The following is a 13,385-nucleotide window of genomic DNA, read 5'->3' as shown; positions in this document are numbered from 1 at the left end:
TCTTGGCATAATCTCCCCTATAATTGCTCCCTTGCTCTTCTTTTCGGGGGAGGCGCATCACCCTTAATTTTTGAATGAATATTTTTTATTAAAGCCTGCCTCAATCCAACTACCCACAACAAATTTCTGGCAATAAATAATGCGGGCAATAAGAAAGCTAACTTCTTTTTTGTAATTTTATATGATTCTAATGCACCAAATAGGAATAAAGAAGTTAATACTGCAAGGCACATAAGTGGGACAATAAACAATATTGGATGGAATGAGAGCATTAAGGATATAGTCGTTAATAGGAATATCGGCAACTGATATAGCATCCACCAGGGATTAACATTGTCTCCTTTTTTCGAAGCTTTTCCTTTTAGATACAAATGGAAAGCAAATTCCGCGGACTTAATTTGTTGCTTACAATATGATTTAAGAGTCGAACGATGGTGATGATAGACCACTGGTTTGTTTGTGAAATATATTTGAAATCCTATTGATGTCGCCCTATATCCAAAATCAGTATCATATGCAACATCCATCGTTTCATCAAAAGGGATTTTTTCTAAAACTTCCCGCTTTACAAGTAGGTTCATGTTTGGATGGCGATTAACAACGCCTTCGGACGTCAATTTAAATCTTGCATCAAGATCCACTCCAATGATTTTTTGCAGAAAGGATGCGTTTGTTGGAGTGAAACCTGGTCCCCCCACAGCGTCACTACCGGTTTTCTTTATTGTTTTTACAAGCGAGGATAACCAATCAGGATTAGCAATGCAATCCCCATCTATTAAGGCAACATAATCACTTTCGATTAATGAGTTTGAAATCGGATAATTTAAGGCCTGTGGTTGGTTTGATTCCAATTCAATAATTTTGTACGGTATTGAGCAATTTGACAATTCTTCATCTAATAGAGACAGAGTATTATCTGTTGAACAGGCATCTATCAATAGTATTTCATAATCTGAATACGTTTGGTTTATTATTGAACGAATAAATGGAGTTGCCGTTTTTTCGATATTTCGAATTGTTGAAAGTATTGTTACGCTTCCCAAGTCCCTAACTCCCCACGCCTAGAAGAATAAAAACAAGAAATATGAATGTGATTGATATAGTCTCTAAAGGGAGAATAAATGGCTGTTGATCCTTATTTTCTCATCTCTATTACTATCGAGAATTAAGTAACTATTCACATTGATCTAATTGAATTCGATAAAATACCCCCACCCATTTCCAATCGATGTCGAGATCTCAGGGTTATCGGCGAGCCATCAATAACAATTCATTTTTTCGACCATAATCGCAATCTCTTCCTTATCTAATCTCCATTCATCCTGAGGCGTTCGATAATGTGTTCAACAACAATCAAGCCTTGGATGAAGCAGGACGATTTGAATACATCCCTAAACAATTAATAGAGTGTTGAAGAGTGTCTTTTAGAGCATCAAACATATTATGCAAAAGACATATTGTACTGGCATCCTGGAGATTGCATGTTTTCCGATAATGGAGGCCGACGACAGCTATCCTTCGCTAAGTTGGTCCACCTGTGCTCCTGGAAAGAACTTAAGAAGATGATGAAAAACCCGTTCTACTCGAACTCCATTTACATCATTCTATCAACCCTGGTTTCCAACGGAATAGGGTTAATCTTCTGGATCGTCGCCGCACAGTACTATCCAGAGGACATCGTAGGCCTGGCCACAGTCCTCATCTCCCTCTCTGGACTTGTAGTAACCATCTCCCGTATGGGTTTGGATCAATCTCTAGTGCGGTTCTTCCCCTGCGGAGACCAATCGAAGATCTTCAGCACCTCCCTGATCGTTACCACCGCGACTGCGTTGTTGATGGGTGCGGTCCTCATCGGAACGACCAGCATTTGGTCCCCTACCCTCAGCGGCATAAGCATGGTGAGCGTGGTTCTCTTCCTTCTGTTGGTCCTTTTTCAGGGAGGGGCCGGAATCGTCAGCAACGCGTTCATCGCCCTGAGAAAGGCAAAGTTCACCCTTACTCAGAACATCATCATGGGCTCGAGGTTACTACTCCTAGTTCCTTTCATCACTTTCGGTGTCGTTGGCATCCTGCTCTCCTGGGTGGTCTCCTTCGCCATCTCGGTCGCCATCGCCCTATACCTCCTTTTCGCCATGAAGATCGAACTCAAGGGAGTCGATCGTTCCTTCCTCAAGAGCTCGTTCCGATTCTCCACCGGCAACTACATCTCGGGCACCTTGAGCACTCTACCCGGGCTGATACTTCCGATATTAGTCCTCAACGAGCTGGGAGCAGGAGCTTCAGCTAACTATTACATCGCCTCATCCTTCGCCGCCATCGCCTCCATCATCCCCAACGCCTTCAACACCTCCCTGTTCGTCGAGGGAAGCCACGGGGAGGATCTGAAACGGACCGCCGCCAGGTCGCTCGTCGCCTCCATCGGCCTACTGATCCCCGTCACCCTCGGCGTGTACCTCGGGGGCGGTTATCTCCTGGGCCTGCTGGGAAAGGGGTACGCCACGGAGGGGCTCGAGCTCCTCGAGCTGTTGCTGGTAGCCTGCATCTTGAACATCCCCTACTACACCTACTACACGATGGCAAAGATCCAGAAGAGAATGCTGGTGCTCATCGCACTAGGCCTGATCAACTGCCTTGCGGTAATAGTCCTGAGCTACTTCCTCTTGAATGGATACGGACTTGATGGCATCGGGTATGCTTGGATAGCGACGAACATCTTCGAAGCGGTCATCGTCGCTCTGGCGCTGTTCAGAAAACCTTCGGCGAAGAGCGCAACTCCTCCTTCCACCCTCAATGGCAGTTGAACCTCAATCGCCCAGGAGTTCACGATGGCCTTAGCATCTCCCAGAAGCAATAAGGTGTACAGTGGCCTAAGAGATCGTCAAGCTCCGCCCTCTTCGATAGAATGACAACTTGCATGCATTCTTTTCATTCGGATCGAGGGTTCGTTTTTACTGCTGGAAAAATAAAAACCAAATAATTAACTACAAACCATTATTAGCTAATCGGATATTCACTGGCCGAACCCCTCCATGGTCAAAAGTCCGCGGTTAACAAGGGCATTATTGATCATCTGTTTCCTTCTCCTAACGGCAGCGATGGTCATCGCCTACCAAACGCCGGCGACAGGCTATGAGATATCGATCTACAGCTCGACCCCCCTCGTGGTGTGGATCCTGTTCTTCGCGGCGCTGGCGGGGGGCGTATCGATCGTCATCCACCAGATCGTCACCTTCCAGTACAAGACCTCCAGACTCTGGATGCTCGGGCTGCTCGTAATCATCCTGGCGAGGGCGACCCTGCTGCTCATACCGTACATAAGAGGTTACGCTGACTGGCAGGGAGATCAGCTCACCCACATCGGGTTCGTCAAGGACATCGTCTTCACCGGCCATCTCCCGTCCGATGATTACTACCCGGTCGTGCACATCCTGCTGTTCGCGATCATGTCCATCACCGGTCTGGACATTACCGTGGCCAACCTCAGCACGGCCATGATCTCCCTGCTGTTCGTCGCTTTCACCTACATCCTGGCGAGGGCCATCTTTCCCAACAAGGACAACCGGATCATCGCCGCCCTCATCGCCAGCGCCATCATGCTTGGCGCCCAATACAACGTGTACCTGATGCCCAACGGCTGGTCGATCCTCTTCCTGCCCCTGCTCTTTTATCTCTACTTGAGAAGCAGCTCCTTCATCCTGAAGGGCCTGTTCATCTTCTTCCTCATCATCTATCCTCTGTTCCATCCGCTCTCCGCGCTCATCGTCATCATCTGCATCGCCTGCCTGGAGGTGTTGAAGAAGGTCGTCTCGTTCGCCATGAAGAGGCGGTCGGCGCCGGCATCGAGACCGGTGTTGAATGCTTCGATCGCCTTCGTCTTCATCGGACTGGTCAGCTTCCTGCCCTGGGTGCTCTCGTTCCAGAACTTCAAGCTGAACATGCACCTGATGTGGCAGCACATCACCACCGGGTTCGGGACCGACCAGGTCGCCGTCATCGGCGTAAGCCTTAACAAGCTGAACATGGCCGGGTTCGACGTCGTCGTGCTGTTACTGAAGATCTACGGCGCCGACATCCTTCTCATCCTGATATCGTTCCTCGGCATGCTCGCGATATGGAAGAGCATTCGTTCGTCAGGTCTGAAGAGCGAGCACATCAGCTACCTGTCGCTAGCGGTCGTGTTCATCCTCACCGGCTTCATCTATTTCGCGTTCCTGGTGGGCTTCCCCGGTCTGTCGGCCCTGGCCGGCGGGCGGTTCTTCTTCTACAGTGTGATCTTCACCCCCCTGCTGGCCGCGCCGGCCCTATCGATCGTGCTGAGAAGGGTCACGACCCTCTGGAGCAGCTGGCAAAAGGAGGGTCAGCGCCGGGCGTGGATAACTAACCACATCAAGCTGAACCGCCTCCTCTTCTCCGGGATCATCATCGCCATGCTGATGCTGGCGTCGATATCCAGCGTCATTTCTCTGTATCCGTCCCCCCTCATCGCCCAGCCTAACACCCAGGTGACGGATATGGATCTGCAGGGAGTGGAATGGGTCCTGCAGGAAAAGGAGGGGCAAGCCGCTTGCGCTTACATCCTCACTCCGCCTCACAGGCTGGCCGATGCTTTGCTGGGAACGATCAACGGCAGCATCGCCATCGGCGCCGAAAGCAAGGCGATCGTACCGGACCACTTCGGCTATAACGAAACGGAGATCTTGGGTCAGAACTCCACCTTCGCCGACTCCTATGTCCTTATCGGCGAGATCGACCGGACCGCCTACACCGGGGTCTGGAACGGAGTGGGCAGGTTCAGCGATGCCGACTTCGACCGATTCGCCTTGGTTGACTCTTCGGCATCCAGGATATACGTGGATGGGGGCTACTCGGCATACAGGATAAGCGGTTGAAATTGGCACGTGGGATCGGAATGGTCCGTGGTGGCGATCATGATGCTTCGCGCGTGGACTCGTTCATCACCCACATGGTCGTGAAGCGGGTGACATGACCGCCGAGAAGCCGTCCGTTTGCCGGGTCGTTTATGAGTTCCTTCCAAGGACCGGCGGGTCTGTCACTCACACCGTGGAGCTGGCCAAGAAGATCAATGCTCATTGCAGGAACCAGTTCGTCATCGCCCCGAAAATGGAAGGGACCGAAGAATGCGATGCCGCCCTGCCGTTCCCGGTAATCCGAGTGAAATATCCACGGTTCAAGCTCCTTGGCAGATTGAAGCGGGGAAGATGGTTCAGATGGCTGCCGCTCCAGTACCTTTGGGTGTTCTCCTACGGCCTTTGCACTGTACCCGAGATAATTAAGCTCAACAGAGAGCATGGGATCGACATCATCCACGTTCATGGCGTCTACCTCGGGATGAGCGTGGCCATCGCCAGCAAGCTTACGGGAAAGCCGATCGTCTGGATGGCCCATGGGGCCCAGGATGCTTACTCGGAAGCTGAGGGCAGGTTTGAAACGCTCGCCACTAGGCTATTCTCGAGGGTCATGCCCCCCGATCACCTCTTCGTGGTGGAGGACGGCTCCCCCGCCCCACGAAAGTTCACTCAGGTCTTTCCTCGAAGAGCATCGGTCGTTTATCATTCCATTGACAGTGAGAGATTCTTCCCCATGCCTAGGGATGAGAAGCTCGTTCAGCACCTAGGTCTGAAAGATGCCGACTTCGTTGTGCAATCCGCGCATACGCTGATCCCCATCAAGGGAGTGGAGCATGCCATCACCGCCTTCAAGGAATTCCTGAATATCAATACGCGATCGTCCGCCGTCCTCGTCATCGCCGGCGGTGGGAATGAAAGAGCATCCTTGGAAAGATTGGTCAGCGACCTGGGCATCTCAAATCGAGTAAAATTCCTCGGACCCATCAGCAATTCGGATATGCCCCGATATTATTCCATCTGCGACGTGGGATTGGCGACGAGCACGTACAGCAACCTGAACCTCTCCACCCAGGAGACCATGGCCTGCGGCAAACCGGTGATCGCCTTCGATTCGGGGCAAACAAGCTTGCTCATCCAGAACATGGACACCGGCATATTGGTTAGGTCGGGAGACACGCAGGAGCTGGCCAAGCAGTTAGATCATCTTTACAAGAACCGTACTGCCGCCGCTGCCATCGGCGCCCGGGCTCACGACTTCATCGCCAAGAACCGCTCCTGGGAGAACAGGGTAGCGACAGAGCTGAAGGTGTATGACGAGCTTCTTAGCGAAAGGGGCCGGGGCTAGAAGATTGCACCGTTACGCTCAATGGCCCTGCCCTTCGACTATTGCATTCTTCCCTAATTGGTCGTGCCATTGACTATTACTCGCTCATAAATCCTGAGGAGCTGCTTTGCGTTCTGCTCCCAGGTGAATCGGCGGGCATGGGCTACAATCTTCTCCTTATCCCATTGCCTATCCAAGGCCATCGACAGTTTTTCGGCGAGATCTCGAGGATCGCCCGGATCGCACAAGATGCCAACATCGTCGGTAATGACGTCGGGCACTCCTCCCACACGGGTCCCCACGAACGGTTTGCCGCAGCCCAGGGTCTCGAACATGACCGTGGGGTTTCCTTCGTTCTTGCTAGAGAGAGCGACAACATCGCAGGCGTTGATCCACAGAGGGATCTCGGAGTGCGGCCTGCTGCCAGAAAAAATAATTCTTCCGCTCAGGCTGAGCTCCTTGACCTTTTTCTCCAGGTGTGCTCTCTGGGGGCCGGAGCCGACGATGATCAGGGTGACGTCATCGCGCTTGGCCAGAGAGCTGAAGGCCTCGATGAGAACCTCGTGCCCCTTCACCCGTTCCAGGTTCCCCACGGCAAGGATGAGACGCCCGGCCGGCAGACCAAGCCTCGATCGGATCGCATCCATGTCGCTCATGGGGTGGAAGAGGCGGTCGTCGAAGCCGTTGGGAATGATCTCGATAGGCGTGCTCACGTCCAGCTCTCTCAGGCACCTGGCATTTCTTTGACTGACGGTAACGATGCAATCGGCCTCGTTGAGCTCCCGGGATATCGTCGCCTTCCATTTGGCGTCCTTGAACGGAAGGGAGTACGCATCGTAGCCATGGGCGGTGACGATTAGCGGCACTCCGAATTTTTTCTTCAACAGAGCACCGGCCCCTCCGTCCGGCCAGGTGAAATGAGCGTGGATGAGATCGAACTCGATCTTCTCCTTTCGGATCGTCCGCTCCGCGACCCTGGCGACCTTTTGGGCCAGTCGCCGGTTGGACCCATCGGGGACGAAATAAAAGGAGGAGGCGACATGAAGGTGTACGTTAGAAGGAAGCTCTCGCTCCGGAGAGATCGCCTTCTTCCTGAACCTCCTCATTCTTCCGACATATCCGACCGCCGGCATCACACTGGACAGCTCGGCCAGGGGATTGTGATGAATGATGACCGATGCGTTCCTAAGGAAGGGGGAACAGGCCCGCAGCGAGTCCTCGATGAAGGTCATGCAGTGGGGCGCAAGGATCAAAGGAGATGCAGGTCGATTCATCCTGTCCGCTCCCAAGAGGTCATCATTACGGCCCTCGAGGGGCCATTGCCCACAGGTCCCCGATCACCGGTATCGTTCCTGCAGGTTGGGATTATTTCTCAGCTCATCGTAGCTCTCAGGATAGTTCTCGATGTACCAGGTCATCAGAGCGCAGACGTCTACGTTGTCGGCATAGAGGGATTGCCTTCTCCGCGCCCATTCAGCCTTTATCGTGTCATCCTTGATGAGCTCGGCAGCTCGAGCGATAGCTTCGGCCGAATCACGGTAGTTGAAGAGCAGATGGTACTTCTTCTCCAGTTCGATGAAGTTGCCCAGGTCGCTGACCCCTACATAGGAAGCGCATCGAACTGTCGGAGTGCCGAGCAGCGCGGCCTCGGTGGCCATGGTCCCGGTGTCCGTCACCAATAGGGTGGCATAGAAGAGGGCGTCGTGAATGCGGTTCTTGGGTATCTTGATGACATGATCCTCCAGCCCCCGAGGAACGCACTTTTCCGAGGAGATGAACACCTGCCCGTAGTTCTCCAACTCTTTGACCAGCCGCCTCTTGTCATCGTCATTGAAGCCTCCGACCCCGATGTCATGGATGGCGTCCAGACAATTGAACCGCAGCAATGAATAGCGCTCCCCCTTGCTCAGCCCCATGCTCTCGTACACCGACGGGTCCGGGGTGTACCGGCTGGGATGCAGATAGGCCATCTCCTTGATGCCCTGGATTCGGATGTGCTTCTCTCCCAGGTCCTTCTTGTAGTAGGAGGGAGTGAGGATAGAATCGACGAAGGGGAAGTACAGCCTGAACTGGAGGGCATAGGACCCGATCCCCATCGATGGTTCGTTGTCAGAAAAGATCACATTGGGGACGCCCAGGAGGGCCGAGGTATAGGCGTCGTAGACCCCGAACCCAGTGATGAGGTCGACCCGATGCTTCTTCAGTATGCTCGCTGCGTCCAGCACGTTCCGGGGCAAGGACATTACCTTGCCCATCTTGGAGGTCAGGGGGCCGGTGTAAACTTCGTAAGGGAGTTGATACTCTCGCAGAAGGGCCATCGTCTCTCCCTGCTCCCGAGCAATGATGAATGCGTGGTGGCCATGCTCAAGAAGGTTCTCGTAGATGTGGCGGTAGAAATGAACTTGGGCCGGAGTGTTGACGATGATGCCTATCCTTCTGGACGTGTGCGGTCCAGGCATCGCTCCGGCAGCTTCGCCCAGTGTGCGCGAAGCATCGAACGTGGTCTGCTCATATGTGGTCATGTCCCTCTCGTTCCTGAACGATTCAAGATAGCGGAGAAATGAGAATGGCAGCGGTCGAACGGTCCTCCGACACACCTAGTCGCTAGATGACAAAATGGCGTGTTCAGATGGTCAACAGCCGCCGTGAGCACCCTGGTCCTCAGGAAGGCATTCCACTCAGCCATTTCTCCAATCTTCCTTGCCTTTTTTCTGATTCAGATGCTAAATGAATTGTGACTGATTTGATATTTCGAGATATATACTATTGTTCGTTATTTCGTTTTCCAGTAATAGCAAAAAAAATTGAAATGGACTAGTATTTTATTTATGATTCAGTATTAATATTGATAATTATCCTGGTGAACTCTTCGATCGCTCGTTCCAAAGATGTCGAGGCGACCGGAGGATAGGAAATCGAGGATGATTATATGGGGCGATAAAAGCAAGGCTCTTGGACCATGGGCACAGAGCACCCTTTTTCGAAGCTAGAACTATGTGAACCCAGGAGCGAACCCTGCGTTAGTGCCCCAAGCCTACCTGCGCTTCTTTGTTCGGGCACCATGCTCATCTCGGCCGTTTTCGGATCGATAGCGCCTTGACCTAATCTAGGCTGATCGAAGCATGATCGCCTACAGAGGGATGAACGATAAGCAGGGATTGGACCTGAGCTGCCTTTCCCTTCCTCTAAATGATCTCATGGTGCAATGAACGAAGATGGATTTCAGAACGGATGAGAGAAAACAGGAAGGAAGTTAGCTAAGGGGTTTGCTTACGCCAGAACCATGAAGGTGACGTTAAGGACGAACACTGCCAGCAACGGTACGATGGCAAGGTTGAGGGCCTTCTTGACCTTCGGCGAGTTCAGCGTGGTCGAAGACAATAGCTCCTTCGACGACAGCAGCATGATCAGCGCGATTGCGATAAGAGCGCCCCCGACACCGATGCCCAGCGCGGTTGACATGGTAATCGCGCTCGAGGTCGCGGCAGATGATAGGACGGTAGTCGACAGCATAGTACTTCCCCTAACAGGCAAACATTAATGGAACAAGAGATATATAAAATTGATTAGGCCCGCTTTCAATATCTAGAACAACACAAGATAGCCGAACGGCAGGAAGGAGAACAAGAAGAAGTTCAGCGTCCCGTGGATCAGGGTAACAAGGGCCAGACTTCGAGTCTTGTAGTACAGCGATCCGAGGAGGAACGCCACCATGAACACGTATACGAGGTATACAACAGATTCGTAACCGGAGTGCATGGCCGCGAACGCCACCGAGGCGCAGATGATCGCTCCCGGAACTCCGAGGACGCCTTCTAGTCGCGTCTGAAGGATGTAACGGAACACCAGTTCCTCACCCAGGCCGACGAAGAAGACCATGGAGATGAACAGAGCTACAAGATTGTTCACGCCCAGGTCGGGGACCATCCTCATATCCGCTATGCTCAGCGAGAGGACCTTGAACTCGATGTTCGCCAGGATCAGGGAAAGGACAATGCCGGCCGGCAGATACCACGCTTTCCATCCAGAGAGTCTCGACCGGATCTCAAATAGCTTTTTGGCCTTCAGTAGGTAATCCTTCCAGCCTAGCGACTCGTCGCGCACGAGCATGACCGCGACGAAGATGACCGGTGCGTAGACCAGCGGAAGCCAGTAGATGGTCAACGTGGCGAACCGGGGCATGCCGAGGTTCACGACGCGAAGCATCGAGACCAGAGAGAACGACTGCCAGATGATGGGGTTCGTTCGAAGCACGAACGGCATCATCACGCACATCAGGATGTTCAGGAGGTGCACGATGATCGACGTGTTCATATCGCCGGTGAACAGGAACGCTTCCCCGATGAGCACCATGGACATCGGCACCGCTACTGATATGTACATCAGCAAAGCGGGGTTCTTCTGGGAGAAGCGATACTCCATCCGGCGAGGGAATTAGGTCACGCTACTTAGTAATTGCTAGCTCGCTTGCTCATCACGAGACGAAGACGAGGGATTGGCATGCCCTAATATCGGGAGCCGAGGTATCGGCCACGCAATATATTTGAGCAGTAGATGGAAATAATTAATATCTTGAATGATATTCAACCCATAACGCTCTGCAAAGATTCCCTGTGTGGGGCGTGAGCATCCCCCTATATCGAGGTCATAGCCCCTTGACCTCGAAAACCCTCTTTTTACCGTCATCTTCTGCTACAGAAAAGCATGTGCTCCGAGTTCGTGCTTCGTCACTTCATGAAACCATATCAACTGGCCTGGCCAGGCTGGCGGTGACCAAGCTTTATCAGCCCCGGATAGCAATTGAAAAATCACCATGTCAGGAGGGCAGCAGACAACCTTTGATCGCCTATCAACAGGCCGGGACGCCAACACGAAAGTGACGATCGTAGGAGCGGGCTACGTCGGCCTGGTCACCGGCCTGTGCCTTGCGGACATGGGCAGTGAGGTCACCTGCATCGACGTCGTCACCAAGAAGGTCGACATGCTGAACGCCATGGAGTGCCCCATCTTCGAGAAGGATCTTGATGTGCTGCTAGCGCGCAACACCGAAGCGGGACGGTTCCACGCCAGCCCGGACATGGACGAGGTGGCGTCCTCGGATGTGACATTCATCTGCGTCGGAACTCCGTCCCGGGAGGACGGGTCCCTGAACTTGCAATACGTCTTATCCGCCGCACGAGAGATAGGCGAGGAGATCCGTCAAAAGGACGAGCATCACATCATCGTGGTGAAGAGCACCGTGACCCCGGGCACCACCGAGGGAATGATCGTCCCGGAGCTCGAACGGTCGTCGGGCAAGGAGTATGGCCGAGACTTCGGCGTTGCGGTAAATCCAGAATTCCTTAGGGAGGGCGATGCGGTCCGCGATTTCAACCACCCCGACCGCATCGTCATCGGTTCTAGGGATCAACGATCGCTGGAGCTGTTGAGATCTCTTTACTCGAGCATGGACGCGCCCATCATCGAGGTCACGCCCACCGCGGCGGAGATGACCAAGCTGGCGTCTAACGCGTTCCTAGCGGCGCGGATCTCGCTGATGAACGAGATCGGCAACATTTGCAAGACGCTCGGCGTCGACGTCCGCGATGTTGCCAGAGGCGTCGGATCGGACAAGCGCATCGGTTCCGATTTCCTGCGAGCGGGATGCGGCTTCGGCGGGAGCTGCTTCCCCAAGGATGTTCGAGGCTTGGCAGCACTTGGTCGAGAGAGCGGAGTCGAGCCGGTCCTCCTCGACGGCATCCTGAGCGTCAACGAGGCGCAGGGTGCGAGGATGGTCGGATTGCTCGAAAAGCGCATGGATATCAAGGGTCGCAACATTGCCATCCTAGGTTTAGCGTTCAAGCCATTCACCGATGATGTCCGGGAGGCTGTCTCTAAGCGAGTTGCCAAAGAGCTCCTGTCCCACGGCGCCAGAGTGCTCGCCCACGACTACCGGGCGGAGCAGGAGTTCCGCACGGAGTTCCCCGGTATCAAGTACTGCTCCACGCCGGAGGACTGCATCACGCGAAGCGACGCCGTCCTCATCCTGACGGAGTGGCCCGGCTACGCCGACCCGTCGCTGTACGGCGACAAGCTGGTCATTGACGGTCGCGGGATAGTGCATACTAGCAATTACGAGGGGGTGTGCTGGTGAAGCTCAAAGCGGTCATCCCCGCAGCTGGACTGGGGACCCGATTCCTTCCCTTGACCAAAGGACAGCCGAAGGAGATGCTGCCCATCGTGGACAAGCCGATCATCCAGTACGTGATCGAGGAGGCGGTCGCCGCGGGCATCGATGACATCGTGGTCATCACCGGAAAAAGCAAGAGGGCCATAGAGGACCACTTCGATCACTTCTGGGAGCTGGAGACCGCCCTGAACCAGCAGGGCCGCAACGGCGAGCTGGAAGGATTGGAGCATTTGATGAGCAAGGTCACCCTCCATTACGTGAGGCAGCACAGCGCCCGGGGCCTCGGCGATGCCATCTACCATGCCAAGAAGCACGTCGGAGAGGAGCCGTTCGCGGTCATGCTCGGCGACGTCATCCACTGCTGCCAGGTGCCGGTTGTTAGCCAGCTCGCCAAAGTGCACGAGGAATCAGGGGGCTCGGTCATCGCTCTCGAGCAGGTACCCTGGGACAAGGTCGGCCGATTCGGCATCGTCAAGGGCGAGAGCATCGGTCCCCGGGTGTTCAGGATCGGAGACATGGTGGAAAAGCCCCGGCCGGAGGACGCCCCGTCGAACCTCGCCGTGGCCGGAACATACCTGCTGACGCCAGGAGTGTTCGACTGCATCGAGCAGACGGCCCCGGGCGTGAACGGTGAGATCCAGCTTACCGACGCCTTGCGCCTTCTCGCTCAGAAGGAGAACGTTCACGGCTACGAGATAGAAGGAACCCGCTACGACGTCGGGGACAAGGTCAGCTGGATGCAGGCCAACCTCATCCTGACCGCTCAGGACCCGCGGTTCGCGGGGGAGATGAACGGCCTGATGCATGACCTGCTGATCGCGACAGGCCGTCAGGAGCGCAAGATGGAAGACCGCGCACGTCGGACCGAGGGTCGGGACACGCTTGTGGACGTCCTCGATCAACGAGAGGAGCATCAACTCGAGCCCAAGTCGGAAAGCTCCATGATCGCCCTGGAAGCGAAGGAGGTCAAGCCTCGAAAGAGGAGTTCGAAGTGACCTCGGCCAGTATTCAGAAGCAGTACTCC

General features: G+C 54.0%; 10 protein-coding genes. 5 read left to right on the top strand and 5 right to left on the bottom strand.

The features are described 5' to 3' along the window. Positions 1–17 precede the first annotated feature (17 nt). A complete protein-coding gene (locus SA339_04020; protein MDW5562371.1) occupies positions 18–1,043 on the bottom strand; it encodes a glycosyltransferase in 1,026 nt (341 codons plus the stop codon). Positions 1,044–1,481: 438 nt separating this feature from the next. Between SA339_04020 and SA339_04015 the strand changes: the two genes are divergently transcribed. From SA339_04015 to SA339_04005, 3 genes are all read left to right on the top strand, one after another. Further along, the gene (locus tag SA339_04015) at positions 1,482–2,801 is read left to right on the top strand and encodes an oligosaccharide flippase family protein (GenBank protein ID MDW5562370.1); all 1,320 of its coding nucleotides are present in this window, start codon (positions 1,482–1,484) and stop codon (positions 2,799–2,801) included. A 261-nt stretch (positions 2,802–3,062) separates the two neighbouring features. Beyond that, positions 3,063–4,889 (top strand): hypothetical protein, encoded by a 1,827-nt coding sequence (locus SA339_04010; protein MDW5562369.1) that lies wholly within the window; start codon positions 3,063–3,065, stop codon positions 4,887–4,889. 94 nt (positions 4,890–4,983) lie between these two features. After that, the gene (locus tag SA339_04005) at positions 4,984–6,213 is read left to right on the top strand and encodes a glycosyltransferase family 4 protein (protein MDW5562368.1); all 1,230 of its coding nucleotides are present in this window, start codon (positions 4,984–4,986) and stop codon (positions 6,211–6,213) included. 53 nt (positions 6,214–6,266) lie between these two features. Here SA339_04005 and SA339_04000 read toward each other — a convergent pair whose 3' ends face one another. The 4 genes from SA339_04000 to SA339_03985 all read right to left on the bottom strand — a co-directional run bounded on the left by SA339_04000 (position 6,267) and on the right by SA339_03985 (position 10,614). Then, the gene (locus SA339_04000) at positions 6,267–7,424 is read right to left on the bottom strand and encodes a glycosyltransferase (GenBank protein ID MDW5562367.1); all 1,158 of its coding nucleotides are present in this window, start codon (positions 7,422–7,424) and stop codon (positions 6,267–6,269) included. A gap of 105 nt (positions 7,425–7,529) precedes the next feature. Further along, a complete protein-coding gene (locus SA339_03995) occupies positions 7,530–8,714 on the bottom strand; it encodes a DUF354 domain-containing protein (protein MDW5562366.1) in 1,185 nt (394 codons plus the stop codon). A 748-nt stretch (positions 8,715–9,462) separates the two neighbouring features. Beyond that, positions 9,463–9,654, bottom strand: a complete 192-nt coding sequence (locus tag SA339_03990) for a hypothetical protein (protein ID MDW5562365.1) — start codon at positions 9,652–9,654, stop codon at positions 9,463–9,465. 123 nt (positions 9,655–9,777) lie between these two features. Further along, positions 9,778–10,614: a type II CAAX endopeptidase family protein gene (locus tag SA339_03985; protein MDW5562364.1), complete on the bottom strand. Its 837-nt coding sequence runs from the start codon at positions 10,612–10,614 to the stop codon at positions 9,778–9,780. 391 nt (positions 10,615–11,005) lie between these two features. Between SA339_03985 and SA339_03980 the strand changes: the two genes are divergently transcribed. Together SA339_03980 and galU are read left to right on the top strand one after the other, a co-directional pair. Beyond that, complete coding sequence (locus SA339_03980) at positions 11,006–12,325, top strand: UDP-glucose/GDP-mannose dehydrogenase family protein (GenBank protein MDW5562363.1); 1,320 nt, start codon at positions 11,006–11,008, stop codon at positions 12,323–12,325. Beyond that, entirely contained in the window at positions 12,322–13,356 is a 1,035-nt protein-coding gene (gene galU / locus SA339_03975) for a UTP--glucose-1-phosphate uridylyltransferase GalU (GenBank protein MDW5562362.1), read from the top strand. The genes SA339_03980 and galU overlap by 4 nt, the downstream gene beginning before the upstream one ends. The last annotated feature ends 29 nt before the right edge of the window (positions 13,357–13,385 follow it).

This window comes from Methanomassiliicoccus sp., assembly GCA_033485155.1.
In the GTDB taxonomy this organism is placed as follows: Archaea; Thermoplasmatota; Thermoplasmata; order Methanomassiliicoccales; family Methanomassiliicoccaceae; genus UBA6.
This window is presented reverse-complemented; position numbering and strand designations above follow the sequence as displayed.

Coding starts and splice junctions, on each gene's coding strand:
- SA339_04015 (MDW5562370.1), top strand. CDS start 1,482: ATGTTTTCCGATAATGGAGGCCGACGACAGCTATCCTTCGCTAAGTTG.
- SA339_04005 (MDW5562368.1), top strand. CDS start 4,984: ATGACCGCCGAGAAGCCGTCCGTTTGCCGGGTCGTTTATGAGTTCCTT.
- SA339_04000 (MDW5562367.1), bottom strand. CDS start 7,424: ATGACCTTCATCGAGGACTCGCTGCGGGCCTGTTCCCCCTTCCTTAGG.
- SA339_03995 (MDW5562366.1), bottom strand. CDS start 8,714: ATGACCACATATGAGCAGACCACGTTCGATGCTTCGCGCACACTGGGC.
- SA339_03990 (MDW5562365.1), bottom strand. CDS start 9,654: ATGTCAACCGCGCTGGGCATCGGTGTCGGGGGCGCTCTTATCGCAATC.
- SA339_03985 (MDW5562364.1), bottom strand. CDS start 10,614: ATGGAGTATCGCTTCTCCCAGAAGAACCCCGCTTTGCTGATGTACATA.
- SA339_03980 (MDW5562363.1), top strand. CDS start 11,006: ATGTCAGGAGGGCAGCAGACAACCTTTGATCGCCTATCAACAGGCCGG.